This is a genomic window from Flavobacterium sharifuzzamanii (assembly GCF_003254585.1).
GTDB lineage: Bacteria > Bacteroidota > Bacteroidia > Flavobacteriales > Flavobacteriaceae > Flavobacterium > Flavobacterium sharifuzzamanii.
In genome coordinates, this window is record NZ_QJGZ01000036.1 from 60,459 (window position 1) to 79,517 (window position 19,059).

Sequence of the window (19,059 nt, forward strand, 5' to 3'; positions counted from 1 at the left end):
CCATGGATCAAGACAAAAAACAACTCATAAAATTAGCCCACACCAAAATGCCTTTCGGAAAATACGAAGGAAGATACTTAATTGATTTGCCTGAATATTACGTGGTTTGGTATCATAATAAAGGATTTCCAAAAGGAGAATTAGGGCGGCAATTGCAATTGATTTATGAATTGAAATTAAACGGATTGGAAGAATTGATTCGAAATATCAAAAAACAATATCCGAAACCTTAATTCAGAAAAAGAAGGTTAATTTAATTGTTGATAACTTAGATTGGATTGCCCTAGTTTGTGTAAGTCGTTTTCTATTTTTGTCAGAACTAACAAAACAATTTTTTATGGAAAACAATTTACCTTCTTCAAATGCTGGCCAATCACTAGGTATTATCGCTTTAATTTTTGGTATTATCGGTGTATTAGCGGCATTTATCCCTTGCTTTGGATTTATTGCAGTTTTATTCGGAATTCTTGCAATAGTATTCGGAGCAATTGCTTTGAATCAAGCAAAAAAAGAAAATGCATCGACTTCTTTGCCAAAAGCTGGTCTTTATTTAGGAATTGCTGCAACAATTTTTGTTATTATCTGGGTTGCAATTTTTGTAGGCTCAGTAGGTTCTATGGCATTAGAGCATAAAGATGAGATTCAGAGAGCGTTAGATTCTGTCAAAGTGGAACAAATACAAACAGATGATTCTTTAAATGTAAAAGTGCAGGTAGATTCTACTACAATTGAAACTACTGTAAAATAACTTCTTGAATAAAATGTCTGTTTATCAAGAAATTGATTCTTATAAAAAGATAAATGTAATTTTGATTTTCATAATTATGTTTATCTTTTTTTATTGCTTTTTTCTTCCCTATTTAAATTTCGGTTTGCAATCATCTTGTGAAGGATTGCCGTTGACATACTGTAAAAGCCGCGGACTTACCAGAGCTTTTTCTCAAATACTGAGGCTTCATTTTCATGAAGCAATCGCTTACAATCCATTTTCTGTAAAAATTTTTTGTTTCTTTTTCTTTCAGCTTATCGCTAGGTTTTTGATCAATTGGATTATTTCTTTTCCTCTATTCAAAAAGGTATTAATTTTTGATGTATCAATAAGTGTAATTTTTTTCCTCTTCTGTTTTTATAATTTAATACTTCCTTACTAGAAATTAATTAGATTGTGTTTTTGTGTTTTAGTTGTGGATTTTTAACTAATAATGATAAAAAGCATTCATTTTGATAATATAATTGATAGGGAAGTATATAAAATAAAATGTGCTTAAAATTTAAAAAATTATCTCATTCTGGAATTGATAAATTGTCTAATTAAATTTGTACTTTTGCCAAGTTTTTTACACAACTACTTACAAACAAACAACAGAATGAATCAAACAAAATATATTTTTGTTACAGGAGGTGTGACCTCTTCATTAGGAAAAGGAATTATCGCGGCATCTTTGGCAAAATTGTTACAAGGAAGAGGATACCGTACAACAATTCAGAAATTTGATCCATATATTAACGTAGATCCGGGGACACTAAACCCGTACGAGCACGGAGAATGTTATGTGACAGATGATGGAGCTGAAACTGACTTAGACTTAGGACACTACGAGCGTTTCTTGAACGTTCCTACTTCTCAGGCTAATAACGTTACTACAGGAAGAGTCTATCTTTCGGTTATTGAAAAAGAAAGAAGAGGAGAGTTTTTAGGAAAAACAGTTCAAGTTGTTCCTCATATCACAAACGAAATCAAAGACAGAATGCAATTGCTAGGTAAATCTGGCGATTATGATATTGTAATTACTGAAATTGGTGGTACAGTTGGTGATATTGAATCTCTACCTTATATAGAATCTGTTCGTCAATTGGTTTGGGAATTAGGTGAAAATAACGGAATCGTGATTCATTTGACATTAGTTCCTTATTTGGCTGCAGCAGGAGAGTTGAAAACAAAACCAACACAGCACTCTGTTAAAACTTTAATGGAAAGTGGTATTAAAGCAGATATTTTGGTTTGTAGAACAGAGCACGAATTGTCTCAGGAATTACGCCAGAAATTAGCTTTATTCTGTAATGTGAAAAAAGAAGCAGTTATTCAGTCAATTGATGCTTCTACTATATATGAAGTTCCAAATTTAATGCTTGAAGAAGGATTAGACGTTGTCGCTTTAAAGAAATTAGATTTACCTAAAAAAGCATCTCCAGATCTTAAAAACTGGAATACTTTCTTAAAAAGATTAAAAAGTCCAAAACAAACTGTAAACATTGGTTTGGTTGGTAAATATGTAGAAATGCAGGATTGTTACAAATCTATTTTAGAGGCGTTCATTCATGCAGGAGCTGCAAACGAAACAAAAGTAAACGTAATTTCTATTCACTCAGAGCATATTAATGCGGATAACGTGGAAGAGAAATTAGGTACTCTTGACGGAGTTTTAGTTGCTCCAGGTTTTGGAGAAAGAGGTATTGAAGGAAAAATCGAAGCAGTTCGTTTTGTGCGTGAAAACAACATTCCTTTCTTTGGAATTTGTTTAGGAATGCAAATGTCTGTTATCGAATATTCTAGAAATATTTTAGGTTACGCAGAAGCAAACTCAACAGAGATGAATGACAAAACGCCTCATCCAGTTGTAAGTTTAATGGAAGAGCAGAAAAATGTAACCGATAAAGGAGGAACAATGCGTTTAGGTGCTTGGAAATGTGATATTAAACCAGACACTTTAGCGTACAAAATTTACGGACAAAAAACTATTTCGGAGCGTCACCGCCACCGTTATGAGTATAACAATAAATATGCTGATGAATTGCAAAAAGCTGGTTTAAAAGCTTCTGGAGTTAATCCTGATACAGGATTAGTTGAAATCGTAGAGCTTGAAAATCACCCATTCTTCATTGGTGTACAATACCACCCAGAATACAAAAGTACAGTTGCAAATCCGCACCCTATTTTTGTGAACTTTGTGGCAGCTGCTGTAAATGCACATAAAAAATAATAATTATATTCTGTGAAGATGTAACATTTGAGTTAAACTCATTACTAATAACCTTCAACGAGTAACTTTTTTAAATTAATAATGGAAGAAAAAAAATTAGACCTCAATTCAATCATTGGTTTTGTATTGATCTTTGGAATTTTGATTTGGATTATGTATCAAAATCAGCCTTCTGAAAAAGAAATCGCTGCTGAAAAAGCCAAGAAAGAATTAGTTGCTAAACAAGAAGCACAAGCAAAAGCAGATAAAGCTAAAACTGCGTCATTACCAGCTGCAGCTGTAACTCCTGGAGATACAGTTCAATTGGCTCAATTGCAAAAAACTTTAGGAGGATTTGCTTATTCTGCAACACTTCCTTCTGCAAAAGAAGCTTTTACTACAATCGAAAACGAAAAATTAAGATTAAAGATTGCTAATAAAGGTGGTTATATTGTTGAAGCTACTTTAAAAGAATTTGAAAAGTTTAAAAAAGGTTCTGGGCAGTTAGTTGAGTTAATTAAAGACAACAACTCAAACTTAAACTTACAGCTTCTTACTACAGACAATAGAACATTAAATTCTAAAGATTTATATTTTGAACCAACATTAGAAAAAATTGGAGCAGACCAAGTTCTTTCTATGCGTTTGAAAGCTGGAGCAAATGAGTTTTTAGAATACAAATATATTCTTAAACCAAATGATTATTTAGTAGGTTTTGATATTCGCTCTCAAGGATTAAACAGAGTTTTAAATTCTGCTAAACCATTAAATTTAGCATGGGATTTAAAAACATACAGAAACGAAAAAAGTGTTTCTTATGAAAATCGTTTTGCTGAAATTAACTACAAGTATGGAGATGCAAAATATAGTTATGTAAATAGTCATGGGCAAGGAAAAGAAGAAACGCCTGAGAAACTTAGTTATGTAGCTTTTAAACAGCATTTCTTTGCTACTATTTTATCTACAGAAAAGCCTTTCGAAACTTCAAAATTGCAATCTGACGATTTAGTTAAGGATGAAAAGATTGATACTGTTTTTACTAAACAGTTTAGAGCAAATTTACCTTTAGCGTTTACAAACGGAGAGATCGATTACAAAATGAATTTGTACATGGGTCCTGTGGATTACAAAACATTAAAAGCTTACGATAAAAATTTCGATAAAATCATTCCTTTAGGATGGGGAATTTTTGGATGGATTAACAAATTAATTTTCATCCCATTATTCGGATTCTTAAGTTCAACAGTTGGATTGTCATTAGGAATTGCTATTATCATTTTTACGATTATCATCAAATTGGCCATGTCGCCAATTACCTATAAGTCATTCTTGTCTCAGGCTAAAATGAAAGTTTTAAGACCTGATATCGCTGAGTTGGGAGAGAAATTCAAAAAAGACCCAATGAAGAAACAACAAGAAACAATGAAACTGTACAATAAAGCAGGAGTAAACCCAATGGCAGGATGTATTCCAGCATTGATTCAGCTTCCATTTATGTATGCATCGTTCCAGTTTTTCCCTGCAGCGTTTGAATTAAGACAAAAAAGCTTCCTTTGGGCAGACGATTTATCATCTTTTGACTCGATTGTAAAATTACCATTCAACATTCCAATGTATGGAGATCACATCAGTTTGTTCCCAATCTTGGCGGCAATTGCGATTTTCTTCTACATGAAAATGACTTCAGGAGACCAACAAATGGCAGCTCCTCAACAAGAAGGTATGCCAGATATGGCAAAAATGATGAAAATCATGATTTATGTTTCGCCATTAATGATGTTGATTTTCTTCAATAGTTACGGAGCTGGATTGAGTTTGTACAACTTTATTTCAAACTTAATTACAATCGGAATTATGTTTGTTATCAAGAATTATATTGTAGACAGTGATAAGATTCACGCTCAAATTCAAGAAAATAAACAAAGAGAGCCTAAAAAGCCAAGTAAGTTCCAACAGCGTCTTCAAGAAGTAATGGAACAACAAGAAGCAGCAAAAGCTCAGAATAAGAAAAAATAATTCTCAATAAAAAAAATCTCGATTTAATCGGGATTTTTTTATACCATTATAATTTATAATTAAGATTTTCGTTTAGCTTAAAAATAGAATTTACCATGATCTCAAAAAAAATCATATTTGGACTATTATTCCTAACTGCATTAGTTTCAAATGCCCAAACTGATATTAATAAAGTTGATGCAGGAGGGAAAAAAGACGGACTTTGGAAAGGTACTTATACCGAATCTAAACGTCCTCGCTACGAAGGAACTTTTGATCACGGAAAAGAAACTGGTGTTTTTAAATTTTTTGATGATACAAAAAAAGGAGATATTATAGCTACGAGAGATTTTAGTGAAAATGATGGAAGTTCATACACTATTTTTTATGATCAGAATAAAAACAAAGTGAGCGAAGGAAAAGAGATTGGAAAAGCTCGCGAAGGAGAATGGAAATATTATCATAAAGCTTCTAAAGTTTTGATGACAGTTGAGAATTATAGAAACGGAAAACTAGAAGGTTTAAAAACTATTTATTATCCAAATGCTCAATTAGCAGAAGAGATGACATATAAAAATGGTTTGAAAGAAGGACCGTATAAAAAAATAGGACAGGACGGAACGCTTTTAGAAGAATCCTATTTTGTAAATAACGAATACAACGGACAGACTGTTTTCTATGATTCAGACAAATCTGTTGCTTCTAAGGGGAAATTTGTAAATGGTAAAAAGGCAGGAATCTGGCAGTTCTATCAAAAAGGGAAATTGGTAAAAGAAGTGAATATGAGTGATCCTAAAAATACTAATAAGGCTTCTGAAAAAGGCGCAGCGCCGAAAAAGTAGTAGTCTAAAAAGTTCAGAACTCATTCATTAAAAAATAAAATAGGTAAAGAATAAATTGTTTACATTTGAGTAACCAATTTATTCTAACCAATGGATTTAAATGAACTTTTAGGACGATTTTCACTGTTGTTTTGCTCAATTTTAGTTCTGTATTTTTTTTCCAACAGAAAAGATAATGCAACCATAAATCCGTTGATGGTTATTGTTGGGCTTTGTACTTTTTCTCTTTGTTACCTTTTTACTAAAATCGAAATCGGAGTCGGAATCGGGTTTGGATTATTTGCGATTTTTTCGATACTTCGTTTTAGAACACAATCCTTTACCGTAAATGCAATCATCTTTCTTTTTGCAACGATTACATTATCTATTTTAGACATTATGTATCCGTTTGAAAAGATTGAATTATTATTGTTTTTTCAAATTATTATAATCGGATTTTATATTGTTGCTTCAATTATTGTCAACAAAAAAGCTTCAAAATACCTGAATTCTGTAGATCTAAAAATTCCGCTTGACGATAATTTTTCTTTAAATTCAGAAGCAATTCGAAAATCAATTCAGGAGAAAATTAAGATTGAAGATTTCGATTTTAGAATTGTACTAATCAACACTTCAAGCAACGAAATAGATTTGTTAGTATTCTATTAATCGTTAAAAGGACGAACTTGTTTAATGTATAAATCTCTTTTTTCTCCCACAATTTTAAACTCGATATCTACAGGATGAAATTGATTTTTTCGCCAATATCGATACATTTTGGTTTCAATTTTTTTACTGACATCATACAGATTGCTCATTTCTTTTCTGGTCAATAAAGGTTCATTATTGTTTAAATTTGAATTAGAAGTATAATCGATATCAAAATCGGTTTCGTCTTTTCCGTCATTAAAATGATAGGCCACAAATTGTTCGCAGATTTCTCCTTTTTCGGGTTTTACAACCGAGTTTTCTCCTTTTTGGACATTAACCGTAATTCCAGAAAAATTTTCTCTAAATATATTTTTAGTGATAATGACACCATTTGCTAGTTCGTCAGGAAAAGAACGATGCACTAAAACGCCCATTGCAATATTTTGCTGATCAATTCCAAAAAGTTCTCTTTCGTTATACGAAGCCTCATTCCAGACACTTGCCCAAACTTGTTTGATTGCTTTTTCGAAAGTTTTGATAGAATCTCCTAAAATTCCAGTTTTAGAATCGTACAATCCAGCACCATTAAAGTCATCCAGATCTTCTGCGTTTGTTGATGAACGAAATCTAAAATTTTTGAATTTAGCATCTTTAAATGCAATGTTCAATTTCGAAATTAATTCAGGATCAATAGGTTCTTTTTTTATAGCATCTCTAATCTTCTTAAGCTGATTATTAATCCAAACTGTAGAATCTTTTTGAGGAAAAGCCAAAAGTTCTGCAATTAAAGGAGAGATAGATGCCTTCTGAATGTGTTTCGTATAAAAATAAAACGGAATAGCATGTGCATTTTCGGGTACTTTAAACGGAATTTCTTTTGAAATCGCAATTAAATACGCCATGTTTTGTGCTTTCGAACCAATGTAATTAACTCCTTTTTTTGGAATTTCAGATAAGTTGACTAATTCGGTAACGCTATTATCAATAATTAGATTTTTCTTTTTTCCAGAAGATTTCACTGGAATTTTTTTAGTTGTTTCTTTTATGAAAAAAGTATCAACTTCTATTTTTAATTCTACTTTTTTAGAAAGAAGTCTTTTGATATTGTTGTCTTTTTCAATGTCAGTATAAGCCATAATCGGAATCTTTCTGTTTTTCCCTAACAGAACCAAGTGGCTTAACGGAGTTTGAAGTTCATTTACTATAATTCCTCGAACATTTGGAAGAATATCTGGAGTTCCGTCTAAAATAATGATTTCATCAGAATTAGGTTTTGCGGTCTCTAATTCTTTGATTTTGTATTTCTTCAGAATTCCGATATTACTGCCTCGAACAACTTCCTGATATTTAATTTCTCCAAAAATATGATCTGATTTGACACACGGAATTTTGAATTTCTGCTGTTGAAACCATTCCATCATTTCTGGATTATTCAGATAAAATTTTAGTTTTTCACCAATAAAAGTGGAATTTTTGACCATATTGAAAAAACGTTCAATCAATGGCAAAGGCATATGATCTGAAGCGGCGAGTTCAAAAATCCATTTATCAGTTCCTTTGATGTGGTTTAAATTTCCGAGAAGAAAATCTCTGTTTTTCTCCGTATCGCTATAATTTTCATTGTTAAAAATTTCAAGATCATGACTGTAGCCCAAATAATTGACAACGAAATCATAGTGAAGTAAAATAACGCTACTGTTGAAATAATACATTTTCTGTTTTCGAAGATCATAAATCACTTTTACAGATTCGATGTTTGAAAATTTATCAGACAAAGGTTTTCCTCTAAATGCCTTGTAAGCTTCATAATTTGGCAGGGACGCGCTAAATCGCTGCGCACATAAAGAAGTTAGGGCAAGAAAGAAAAACAGGCTGTAAATGTATTTTTTCATGTTTTAAAAATGTATGACTAAATGTAATTAAAAAAGTAATAAGTTTTATCTACTGCGGGATTGCTTAAACTAATGAAAACCATGGTGAAATTTTCTATTATTTGGTGTACCTTTGCAACCTTAAAAAATTAAACATTTCAAAATGAAACGAGTAGTTGTTGGACTTTCAGGTGGAGTAGATTCTAGTGTTGCAGCATATTTATTGCAACAGCAGGGATACGAAGTTATTGGCCTTTTCATGAAGAACTGGCACGATGATTCGGTTACTATTTCTAACGAATGTCCGTGGCTGGAAGACAGTAACGATGCTTTACTTGTTGCTGAAAAACTCGGAATACCGTTTCAAACTGTTGATTTAAGCGAAGAATACAAAGAAAAAATCGTTGACTACATGTTTAACGAATACGAAAAAGGGAGAACTCCAAATCCTGACGTGCTTTGTAATCGCGAAATCAAATTTGATGTTTTTATGAAAATCGCTTTAAGTCTTGGTGCAGATTATGTAGCAACAGGACATTATTGCCAAAAAAGCGAAATTGAAGTGGACGGAAAACCAGTTTATCAATTAATTGCTGGAAATGACCTTAACAAAGATCAGTCATACTTTTTATGCCAGTTGTCTCAAGAGCAATTGTCAAAAGCTTTGTTTCCTATTGGAGCTTTAACAAAACCAGAAGTACGCGAAATTGCTGCCGAAATGGAATTGGTTACAGCTGAAAAGAAAGATTCTCAAGGTTTATGTTTTATTGGAAAAGTTCGTCTTCCTGAATTTTTACAGCAAAAACTACAGCCAAAAGATGGCAAGATTGTTCAGGTTGATAAAAATGATCCTATCTATACTATTGAGAAATCGGCTGAACTTTCTTTAGAAGAAAGACTAAAATTGGAGTCTCAGAAACTAGACTATATTCCAACAATGGGAAAAGTGGTTGGGAAACACCAAGGCGCTCATTATTTTACAGTTGGACAAAGAAAAGGTTTAAATGTAGGAGGAACGGTAGATCCTTTATTTGTAATTGCTACTGATGTAGATACGAATACCATTTACACAGGTATGTCTAGCGAGCATCCAGGTTTATTTAAAAAAGCGCTTTTTGTTGGAAAATCTGAAGTGCACTGGATCAGAGAAGACATGACTCTGAAAGCGGGTGAGAAAATGGAAGTAATGGCTAGAATTCGTTACCGCCAGCCTTTACAAAAAGCAGTTTTGTATCAGTTTGAAGAAGGAATGTATGTGGAGTTTGAAGAGCCACAGTCTGCTATTACAGAAGGACAATTTGTTGCTTGGTATTTAGAAAATGAATTAGTTGGTTCGGGAGTAATTTCTTAGCTTTATACTTTATTTGGGAGTAAATCCCTTAAAGGTATAAATATATGAGATGTAGCTTTACTTTTCTTTTATTACTTCTTTCGTTTACAGTATTTTCACAAGAAGATGCGTGGGTCTATTTTAATGGAAAACCTAATGCACAAACTTTCTATGATAATCCGCTAACCGAACTTTCGCAAAGGGCTTTGGATCGAAGAACGAACCAAAATATCCCATTAGCTATTACAGATGCTCCTCTGGAAACTTCGTATGTAAACCAAATTGCTTCAAGTACAGGAATTACTGTGAAAGCGCAATCAAAATGGCTGAATGCACTTCATATTCAAGGAACTCAATCGAATATTAATGCCTTAAAAACACTGTCTTTTGTTTCTAGGGTAGAGTTTGCCGATAGAACTTTAAATACTACAGGGAAAAGAGTTTCTGAAGCTTCGGTAAACCAAGTTCACGAACAGTTAAAGACTACAATTGATTATTCTTACGGAAATTCTGCGAATCAAATTCAGATGCTAAATGGACAAGTTCTCCATCAGCAGAATTTTACAGGAGAAGGAAAAATTATAGCGGTTATGGATGGCGGTTTTCCAGGCGTTAATACTGCGCAACCATTTGAAAATCTTAGAAATAATAATAAAATTCTAGGCGGTTATGATTATACTACCAGAAACAGTAATTTCTATACGGGTGATTCTCATGGGACTTCGGTGCTTTCAACAATGGGAGGTTTTAAAACAAATTCGTTAGTTGGCACAGCTCCAAATGCCTCATATTATCTTTTTATTACAGAAATTCAAGCTCAAGAGATTCCGTTGGAAGAGTCGCTGTGGGTAGAAGCTGCGGAAAAGGCTGATGCTCTAGGTGTTGATATAATTACTACTTCATTGGGGTATTTTTTGGATAGAGACGAAATTAGATACAATCACACCTATAGCGAGATGAATGGAACTACGACTTTTATTTCTCGCGGTGCTGAAATTGCTTTTAGCAAAGGAATTTTGGTTTTGGCATCTGCTGGAAATGAAGGAACTCAACCAGAAAAACACATTGGTGCTCCTGCAGATGCTGTTTCAGTGTTGGCAATCGGTTCTGTTAATGCTTCTAAAGTAAGAGCTAGTTCAAGTTCAATCGGGCCAAGTTATGATGGAAGAATGAAGCCAGATGTTATGGCACAAGGAGTATCGGCGGTAGTTTCTGATGCAAATGGGAATATTGGTACAGCAAACGGAACTTCATTTTCATGCCCAATAATGGCGGGAATGGCGGCTTCTTTATGGCAGGCATTTCCAACTAAAACGAATAAAGAAATTAGACAAATGATTTTGGCTTCTGCTGATAGGTATGCGAATCCAAATAACAATTATGGATATGGAATTCCAAATTTTGGTGCAACATTAAGCGTTGACAGCTTTATTGCAGAAGCTTCGTTTGCGGTGTATCCAAATCCAGCTAAAAATGAGGTTTCGTTTTCTTTTTTAAATGAAAATAATACTGCATCAATAACCATTTATTCTATCTTAGGACAAAAATTAATAGAAGAAAAAATCAATAATTCAAATCCAGTTCTTTCCTTACAATCACTTCAAAGCGGATTGTATATCTATAGTTTTGATGCCGATAATCTGCATAAAACAGGAAAAATAATCAAGCAATAATTTTAATGAATAAAATCACCCAACTTTTCAATATAAAATATCCAATCATTCAAGGCGGAATGATCTGGAACAGCGGTTATAAATTGGCTTCGGCCGTAAGTAATGCAGGAGGTTTAGGGCTTATTGGTGCAGGTTCGATGTATCCAGAAGTTTTAAGAGAACACATTCAAAAATGCAAAAAAGCAACTGATAAACCTTTTGGAGTAAACATTCCGATGTTATATCCAAACATTGAAGAAATTATGAATATAGTAGTCGAAGAAGGCGTAAAAATTGTCTTTACTTCGGCTGGGAATCCTAAAACTTGGACTTCATTTTTGAAAGAAAGAGGAATTACAGTTGTTCATGTGGTTAGCAGTAGTCTTTTTGCTTTGAAAGCACAAGATGCTGGAGTAGATGCAGTTGTCGCCGAGGGTTTCGAAGCGGGTGGACATAACGGTCGTGAAGAAACTACAACATTGACTTTGATTCCGATGGTAAAAGAAAAAATCAAGATTCCATTGATTGCTGCAGGAGGAATCGCTACAGGAAGAGGAATGTTGGCTGCAATGATTTTGGGAGCAGATGGCGTTCAGGTTGGAAGTCGTTTTGCTGCTTCTATAGAATCTTCTTCACACAATAATTTTAAAGAAACCATAGTTAATACTATAGAAGGAGGTACACAATTGACTTTGAAAGAATTAGCACCAGTTCGATTGATAAAGAACAAATTTTATCAGGATGTTCAGGATTTGTATCAAAAATGCCCTTCTAAAGAAGAATTAGTTCAGCTTTTAGGAAGAGCAAGAGCTAAAAAAGGAATGTTTGAAGGAGATTTGGATGAGGGAGAATTAGAAATTGGACAAGTAGCAGGTCTAATCCATAAAATTTTACCAGTTGAAGAAATTGTTCAACAAATGATGGCTGAATTTGAAACCGCATCCAAAGAAAAGATTACATTTGAGTTTTAATTACCTGCAAGAAATATTTTATGAATTTCCTACGCCCCTACATATTGTTACTATTTTTAGCTTTTGGATTGCAACAGATTCAGAGTCAGTCTTATCATTTTAAAACTTCAGGGTTTAGTGTTCTGGAAAAAAATGAAAGAGGAAAGTGGGGTGAATGGTCTAATCTAGATTTGGTAAATCTTTCAGTTGTTTTAGATACCGATAAGCATAGAATTGTAGTCTATTCTCAAGAAATCCAGCTTTACAATATTTTGGATTATATCGAAAGAGAAGAAAACGATACTGATATTACCTACTCTTTCATTTGCAAAGATAATGACGGACGGGAATGTAAATTATCAATCATAACTCGAAAAAAACAAGACTATCGAAAACAGCTTTATATCAATTACGACGATCATATAATTGTGTATAATATTATTACAGTATAATAAGGTTCTAAGATGCTAAGCTTCTAAGGTGCTAAGTTTTTTTAGGATTTAGATAAAATAATAAACCCGACAGGTTTTTAAAGCCTGTCGGGTTTGCTATATAAACTCAGAGCTTAGTAACTCAGTACCTTAGCATCTTAGAACCTCAATTCTCCACATCCTTAATAAACTCATCATATTCTAAATAGAACATTTCCAGAGCGTGCATATTTTCGTTGAAAAAATCAAAAATAGTATCCCAAGTATTTTTATTGCTGAAACCAACGCCAAGTTTCTCAACCCAAATTCTACTGATTGTTTTGCCGCTTTCAAGAGTATAATTTTTCTCAAAAACTAAATCTTTAATAAATTCTTCTTCTAGGATATTTTTTAAAGCTTCTAGTTTTTCAAAATAAGCAATTCGTTTTTCATCACTTCTTTGTTCGATGTCAATTAAAACCTGAGCTTTTTTGTTGTCAACATAAAACTTAAAAGAAAAGTCTTTAATCTTTGTATCATAAAGCACCCATTTACGAGGATATTTTTCGGCAAAAGCTACCCAAAATTCTCTTTTTATTCTTTGCGATTCTTCTTTGCTGTACATTTTTTTATGCTTTAATAATAGAAAACTTGTAGCACTGCGTTTTCTGGAGTATATTTATGTTTTATTTGAAAGTACAAAAATAAGCTTTGATTATGAATTTTCAAGACTTTTTGAAATATGTTCCCAATATAATTCCAGTAGACCTGCCAGCAGTAACTTCACATTTAAAAATGGCTCCAAAAGAGCGTATAGAGGGATTAAAAAATCTTGATATTAATACGTTAAACGCCAGAATGGCGGGAGTCATGATGCTGTTTTATCCCAAACAGGAAAAAACACATCTGGTTTTGATTGTTAGAAATGCTTATGAAGGTGTTCATTCGGCACAGATTGCATTTCCAGGCGGGAAGTATGAAAAAGAAGATTTAAATTTTGAAACCACAGCACTTAGAGAAACTCATGAAGAGGTCGGAATAACAAGCGATAAAATAGATATTATTAAACATTTCTCGCCGATGTATATTCCGCCAAGCAACTTTTTGGTGCATCCGTTTTTAGGAATTGCAACAGAAGAACTTTCTTTTTACCCCGATATAAGGGAAGTAGCCGGAATTATCGAACTGCCCTTATCTGTTTTTTTAAATGATGATATTATTATCGAAGCCAGATTATCAACTTCTTATGGAGCAAATATTTTAGTTCCTGCGTTTAATATTCAGAATCATGTTGTTTGGGGAGCCACGGCAATGATTTTGAGCGAACTGCGAGATGTCTTAAAAGAAGCGATGGTGAAATAAGTTCGATAAAGTTTATTTAACGATTTGATATTCATTAGAATATCTCTTAATTCGAGAAATTGTTTTATAGTGTTGCTAAAAGAATAATTTTTGTATGTTTGCGACCTAACAAAAAAATAAGATAAATTAGTTATGGGATTGTTTAAACGAAATCCTTTTGGGCATATATTATTCATCAAGAAATGGTTGATCCGAGTTCTAGGTGCCATGACTCATAAGAGATATAGAGGTTTTAATGAATTACAGATTGAAGGATCTGAAATTATTAAAACACTCCCAGACACTAATGTTTTATTTATTTCCAATCACCAGACTTACTTTGCAGACGTTGTAGCGATGTTTCATGTTTTTAATGCCAGTTTATCTGGACGTCAAGACACGATTAAGAATATTAGTTATTTGTGGCAACCAAAAATGAATATTTATTATGTGGCGGCCAAAGAGACTATGCAAGCTGGATTATTGCCAAGAATTTTAGCTTATGTTGGTGCAATTACAGTAGAGCGTACATGGCGTTCTAAAGGAGTTGATGTGACCGAAAAACGTGATGTGAACCCGAATGATACTGAAAATATTAGAATAGCGCTTGAAGACGGCTGGGTTATTACTTTTCCGCAAGGAACTACAAAATCATTCAAACCCGTTCGTAAAGGAACTGCTCATATCATTAAACAGCACAAACCAATCGTTATTCCAATTGTAATTGATGGTTTCCGTAGATCATTCGATAAGAAAGGACTTCGAATGAAGAAAAAAGGAATCCTGCAATCTTTCATCATCAAAGAACCTCTTGATATTGATTATGAAAATGACACCATCGAACAAATCGTGGAAAAAGTAGAATACGCAATTGAACAGCATCCTTCATTTTTAAAAGTTATTCCTGCTGAAGAAATAAAAGCACAAGAAGAACTTAACAAAATGAGGCAATGGGATTATTAATGTAGTTTTTTCTTGTTTTAAGTTTCAGGTTTCAAGTTAAAAAAGCTTAGAGCCTTAGCATCTCAGAACCTTAGAAACTTTTTCAGAAATCTATCTTCTTCAACTCTTTATAGTTAGCGTATAATCGTCTTAAAAGAGTTCCGTAGATAATTCTATAGAAACACCAGAACAATCCAAAAAAGCCTAAAATTACTAGGAACAATATTCCGATTGTAACAAACATAGCTTTTCCATTCATGGCTAATTTCTCTCTAAGAAATTCCATATCTGGATTGTAGACAAAAGCAATGAAAAAGCTCAAAATAGCTGTAATAACAATCATTCCTAAATTGTACCAAACATAATATTGAACCGTTTTACGGGTTTTTAAAATAGCGCTCATCAAAGACTTTGTAGCTATTGTGGTCGAAATTGTTTTATAATTTTTGTAGAAGATGTACACAAAAATTAAAACGACCACATAATTGAAATACGTTAGAAACTCTAAGGCAGTTACGATTTCAGGATGATTCATTTTGTGCAATACATCGTCTGTATTAATGAATAAATTTGAAAACGTCCAAAATGAAATCTCCAAAATACTGATGATTAAAATCCATTTTACTATAGATGACGATTTTTTATGAATCATCTTGTAGATTTCATTTTCAGAAATTTGTTGAAAAGAATCAGAGTTCTTTTGCCAGTCTTTTTTTAATAAATCCAGTTCTTTCATAATAATTTTTAAGGATTTAGTATTTTTTTAAGTTTCCCCTTAATTCTGTTCATTTTCACGCGCGCATTCACTTCGCTGATTCCTAAGGTTTCAGCTATTTCTTGATAATCTTTGTCTTCTAAATACATAAAAACTAATGCCTTTTCAATGTCATTCAATTGATAAACCGCTTTGTACATCAATTTAATTTGTTCTTCTTCTTCATAATTGTAGTCAACATCTTTTACAAAATGCTGATGATTTTCATAATCTACGGTCGATATAGTTCTTTTGGTTTTGCGGTATAAGGTAATCGCTGTGTTTAAGGCAACACGATACGTCCAAGTCGAAAATTTACTGTCGCCTCTAAATTTTGGATAAGCCTTCCAAAGCTGAATGGTAATTTCTTGAAACAAGTCTTTATGAGCATCTTCTCCAGCAGTATATAATCTACAAATCTTGTGGATTATATTCTGATTTGCCTGCAGCTGCGCAACAAATGACTGTTCTAGATTTTCACTCATAATGTATTAGTAGTTATAAAATCATTTTTGTTACAGTTGATATTTTATTTTTGCCACGAATTATAAAAATTTCTCGAATTACTTTTCAAACAGAATAGATAAAAGTTGAGTTTTTTAAAATTTGTGCTAATTTGTGTAATTCATGGGTAAACTTTATAGTTGCCTTGTTTTATAGTAATTAATCGTCAAATCGATGAACTTGCTATAACTTTTCATTCCGTCTTTTTGGTTATTTGTTTTTAAAAAACTATCCCATAGAAAATGGAAACCTTTATCTATAAATGTGTCATATTTTTTCCAGAAATCTTGGTCTTCTTGATAGTTTTTTAAAATTCCAGTATTTACTTGTTTCTTTAGTATTTCAAAAATTTTCTCGTTTTTAAACTGCCATATTCCGAGACAATAGCGTAATGCAAAACTATATCCTGCATATTGATAATATAAATTATCATTTTTGACAGAAGCCAAAAGGCCAATAAAATTGCATTCACTTTCACTTGCAAAACCAATCTGATGCGCCATTTCATGAGATGTAGTTAGCGGAAAAGTGTACATTGGCAATAAGTCATTAATTTGGGCTTCGTTTGTAAATGGATTTAAATAACCGCCAAATCCCATATAAGTTAAAGGAAGGCTAAACAGTGATTTTTTTACGCTTAACGTTTTGTATTCAAAATAAGGATGTTCTTTTGCTAAATTATCATAACCGTTTAAAATCATGTTAAATGACTCTTTCTGTGAATATGGAAAGACAATTTTTGAGCTTTTATTTTTTGTAATTTGAAACTGAACTTCATTCGTCTTTGCAATTAATCTTTTAGTGAAAACCAAAAGATCAGCATCAGTATATTCCCTTTTAATTTCCATTTTTTCAAAAAGAGGTTTGCGATAGTAGTTGAAAGCCCAAAGCAGGTGAAAGAAAAAGTAAAAAACAGAGATCTTACCTAAGATTTTGAGAAAATGATCTTTCCAATCTGTTTTCCAAGTTTTTCTGACTTTCCAAAACCAACTAATTATAGAAATCATTAAAAGAGCATAAATTATGTCGCCGACAGAAAACGGAATATTACCTAAAACTGTTCTAGAAAAATGAGAAATTCTAACGAATAAATTTTTGCTGTAAAAGCCTTCCACGAAGTCTGGAAAGTATGGTAGGATTTTGTAAAAAATAATTTGAACTAAGAGAAATAAAGGCAAAACGTATTTTGATTTCACAGTATAATTTTTAGATACGTAAATATAAACACAATTATTTACAACTAAAAAGAATAGTATTTGTGAGATTTGATTTTAAAGTGGATAATTAGTGCTAATTCGTGAAATTTGTGGCGAAAAAAAATATAAACTTTGTAACTTTGAGGCTCTTAATTGTTAAACATCAAACAAAATATAATGAGTCAAGAAATTAGAAATCTGGAGCCTAAAGCACTTTGGAATAAATTCGCAGATTTAAATGCTGTTCCGCGTCCATCTAAAAAAGAAGAACGTGTAATTGAGTTTATGAAGAACTTTGGAAACAGCTTAGGTTTAGAAACTTTCGAAGATGAAATCAGAAATGTAATCATCAGGAAACCGGCTACTCCAGGAATGGAAAATCGTAAACCAATTGTAATGCAAGGGCATTTAGATATGGTGCATCAAAAAAATGCAGACACTGTCTTTGATTTTGATACGCAAGGAATCGATATGTACGTTGATGGTGATTGGGTTCGCGCGCGCGGCACAACACTTGGGGCTGATAATGGGCTAGGAGTGGCGACTATTATGGCTATTCTAGAAAGTAAAGACATTCCGCATCCTGCAATTGAAGCTTTATTTACAATTGATGAAGAAACGGGAATGACAGGTGCTTTAAATCTAAAAGGAGGTATTTTACAAGGTCAGATTTTACTGAATTTGGATACAGAAGAGGATGATGAAATTGATATTGGATGTGCTGGTGGAATTGATGTAACTGCAACTAGAACCTATCATGAAGAAGAAGTTCCAGAAGGTTCTGTTGGTTATACTATTACAGTAAAAGGATTAAATGGAGGGCATTCAGGAATGGATATTAATAAAGGTTTAGGAAATGCCAACAAAATTATGAACCGTTTATTATTTGATGCATTTGAAAACTTTGGTTTACAGATTGTTGAAATTAATGGAGGAAGTCTTAGAAATGCAATTCCGAGAGAAAGCGTTGCCAAAGTAATTATTTCTCAAATGTTTGATGAAGCTTACGTATATGATATGCAGGAAATTATTTCTGATATCAAAGCGGAATATAAAACGACTGAACCAAACTTATCTATTGAAATCGTAAAAGGTGATTTGCCTGAGAAAGTAATGGATCTTGGAGTTCAAGAAGGAATTATCAGAGCGATTTATGCAGCTCAGAATGGAGTTTATAAAATGAGTGCTGATATGGCTGATTTGGTTGAAACTTCAAATAATATTGCTCGTGTAGTTATAAAAGATGGAGAAATTTTGGTTGGATGTTTAACACGTTCTTCTGTAGAATCTTCAAAATTTGATTTGGCTAATTCTTTACGTTCTGCTTTTGAATTGGTTGGATGTGAAGTAGAACTTTCTGGTTCTTATCCAGGTTGGACGCCTAATGTAAACTCTGAAATCTTAGAAGTTTTAAAAGAAATCTACGAAAAACAAAACGGAGAACAGCCAAAAGTTGTAGCTTGCCACGCAGGTTTAGAGTGCGGGATTTTAGGAACAAATTATCCAGATATGGATATGATTTCTTTCGGCCCAACAATTCATGGAGCTCACTCGCCAGACGAAAGAGCAAGTATTTCTTCAGCTCAAAAATATTGGAAATTCGTATTGGAAATTCTTTCAAATATACCAGTTAAATAATATTAGTTTTCAGTCACAGTCTCAGTACTCGGTTTTATCAAACT

The 19,059-nt window shown here is 32.8% G+C and carries 19 protein-coding genes; 14 read left to right on the plus strand and 5 right to left on the minus strand.

Annotated features, from left to right (window positions below):
• Positions 1-2: 2 nt before the first annotated feature.
• The 7 genes from DMA14_RS06895 to DMA14_RS06925 all read left to right on the plus strand — a co-directional run bounded on the left by DMA14_RS06895 (position 3) and on the right by DMA14_RS06925 (position 6,445).
• Positions 3-233 carry a DUF3820 family protein gene (locus DMA14_RS06895; protein ID WP_111424035.1) on the plus strand — a complete coding sequence of 77 codons (231 nt, stop codon included), beginning with the start codon at positions 3-5 and terminating at the stop codon, positions 231-233.
• A gap of 104 nt (positions 234-337) precedes the next feature.
• Positions 338-748, plus strand: coding sequence for a DUF4190 domain-containing protein (locus DMA14_RS06900; protein ID WP_111424036.1), 411 nt, complete (start codon positions 338-340; stop codon positions 746-748).
• 76 nt (positions 749-824) lie between these two features.
• Positions 825-1,151 (plus strand): DUF2752 domain-containing protein, encoded by a 327-nt coding sequence (locus DMA14_RS23135; RefSeq protein WP_394336011.1) that lies wholly within the window; start codon positions 825-827, stop codon positions 1,149-1,151.
• A gap of 216 nt (positions 1,152-1,367) precedes the next feature.
• Positions 1,368-2,981: a CTP synthase gene (locus DMA14_RS06910; RefSeq protein ID WP_111424038.1), complete on the plus strand. Its 1,614-nt coding sequence runs from the start codon at positions 1,368-1,370 to the stop codon at positions 2,979-2,981.
• A gap of 81 nt (positions 2,982-3,062) precedes the next feature.
• The gene (gene yidC, locus DMA14_RS06915; RefSeq protein ID WP_111424039.1) at positions 3,063-4,976 is read left to right on the plus strand and encodes a membrane protein insertase YidC; all 1,914 of its coding nucleotides are present in this window, start codon (positions 3,063-3,065) and stop codon (positions 4,974-4,976) included.
• Positions 4,977-5,071: 95 nt separating this feature from the next.
• Entirely contained in the window at positions 5,072-5,797 is a 726-nt protein-coding gene (locus DMA14_RS06920) for a toxin-antitoxin system YwqK family antitoxin (protein ID WP_111424040.1), read from the plus strand.
• A gap of 90 nt (positions 5,798-5,887) precedes the next feature.
• A complete protein-coding gene (locus tag DMA14_RS06925) occupies positions 5,888-6,445 on the plus strand; it encodes a DUF4956 domain-containing protein (protein ID WP_111424041.1) in 558 nt (185 codons plus the stop codon).
• On the opposite strand, the gene DMA14_RS06930 is transcribed toward DMA14_RS06925, so the two are convergent.
• Positions 6,442-8,319, minus strand: coding sequence for a PEP/pyruvate-binding domain-containing protein (locus tag DMA14_RS06930; RefSeq protein WP_111424042.1), 1,878 nt, complete (start codon positions 8,317-8,319; stop codon positions 6,442-6,444). The genes DMA14_RS06925 and DMA14_RS06930 overlap by 4 nt on opposite strands.
• A gap of 142 nt (positions 8,320-8,461) precedes the next feature.
• Here DMA14_RS06930 and mnmA point away from each other — a divergent pair, with 142 nt between their 5' ends.
• The 4 genes from mnmA to DMA14_RS06950 are packed head-to-tail and all read left to right on the plus strand — an operon-like array spanning position 8,462 to position 12,682.
• A complete protein-coding gene (gene mnmA, locus DMA14_RS06935) occupies positions 8,462-9,649 on the plus strand; it encodes a tRNA 2-thiouridine(34) synthase MnmA (protein ID WP_111424043.1) in 1,188 nt (395 codons plus the stop codon).
• A gap of 44 nt (positions 9,650-9,693) precedes the next feature.
• On the plus strand, positions 9,694-11,301 hold the full coding sequence (locus tag DMA14_RS06940) for a S8 family serine peptidase (RefSeq protein WP_111424044.1): 1,608 nt from the start codon (positions 9,694-9,696) through the stop codon (positions 11,299-11,301).
• Positions 11,302-11,306: 5 nt separating this feature from the next.
• Positions 11,307-12,251 carry an NAD(P)H-dependent flavin oxidoreductase gene (locus DMA14_RS06945; protein WP_111424045.1) on the plus strand — a complete coding sequence of 315 codons (945 nt, stop codon included), beginning with the start codon at positions 11,307-11,309 and terminating at the stop codon, positions 12,249-12,251.
• Positions 12,252-12,271: 20 nt separating this feature from the next.
• Positions 12,272-12,682: a hypothetical protein gene (locus tag DMA14_RS06950; RefSeq protein ID WP_111424046.1), complete on the plus strand. Its 411-nt coding sequence runs from the start codon at positions 12,272-12,274 to the stop codon at positions 12,680-12,682.
• 145 nt (positions 12,683-12,827) lie between these two features.
• Here DMA14_RS06950 and DMA14_RS06955 read toward each other — a convergent pair whose 3' ends face one another.
• Entirely contained in the window at positions 12,828-13,265 is a 438-nt protein-coding gene (locus DMA14_RS06955; protein ID WP_111378652.1) for a DUF4268 domain-containing protein, read from the minus strand.
• 92 nt (positions 13,266-13,357) lie between these two features.
• On the opposite strand from DMA14_RS06955, the gene DMA14_RS06960 reads away from it, so the two are divergent.
• Both DMA14_RS06960 and DMA14_RS06965 read left to right on the plus strand, forming a co-directional pair.
• Positions 13,358-14,002: an NUDIX hydrolase gene (locus DMA14_RS06960; RefSeq protein ID WP_111424047.1), complete on the plus strand. Its 645-nt coding sequence runs from the start codon at positions 13,358-13,360 to the stop codon at positions 14,000-14,002.
• 132 nt (positions 14,003-14,134) lie between these two features.
• Entirely contained in the window at positions 14,135-14,944 is an 810-nt protein-coding gene (locus tag DMA14_RS06965) for a lysophospholipid acyltransferase family protein (protein WP_111424048.1), read from the plus strand.
• An 82-nt stretch (positions 14,945-15,026) separates the two neighbouring features.
• On the opposite strand, the gene DMA14_RS06970 is transcribed toward DMA14_RS06965, so the two are convergent.
• From DMA14_RS06970 to DMA14_RS06980, 3 genes are all read right to left on the minus strand, one after another.
• Positions 15,027-15,659 (minus strand): hypothetical protein, encoded by a 633-nt coding sequence (locus DMA14_RS06970; protein ID WP_111424049.1) that lies wholly within the window; start codon positions 15,657-15,659, stop codon positions 15,027-15,029.
• An 8-nt stretch (positions 15,660-15,667) separates the two neighbouring features.
• Complete coding sequence (locus tag DMA14_RS06975; RefSeq protein WP_008462500.1) at positions 15,668-16,162, minus strand: RNA polymerase sigma factor; 495 nt, start codon at positions 16,160-16,162, stop codon at positions 15,668-15,670.
• Positions 16,163-16,315: 153 nt separating this feature from the next.
• The gene (locus tag DMA14_RS06980) at positions 16,316-17,377 is read right to left on the minus strand and encodes a DUF3810 domain-containing protein (RefSeq protein WP_111424050.1); all 1,062 of its coding nucleotides are present in this window, start codon (positions 17,375-17,377) and stop codon (positions 16,316-16,318) included.
• Positions 17,378-17,554: 177 nt separating this feature from the next.
• Between DMA14_RS06980 and DMA14_RS06985 the strand changes: the two genes are divergently transcribed.
• Positions 17,555-19,015 carry an aminoacyl-histidine dipeptidase gene (locus DMA14_RS06985; RefSeq protein WP_111424051.1) on the plus strand — a complete coding sequence of 487 codons (1,461 nt, stop codon included), beginning with the start codon at positions 17,555-17,557 and terminating at the stop codon, positions 19,013-19,015.
• Positions 19,016-19,059 lie beyond the last annotated feature (44 nt).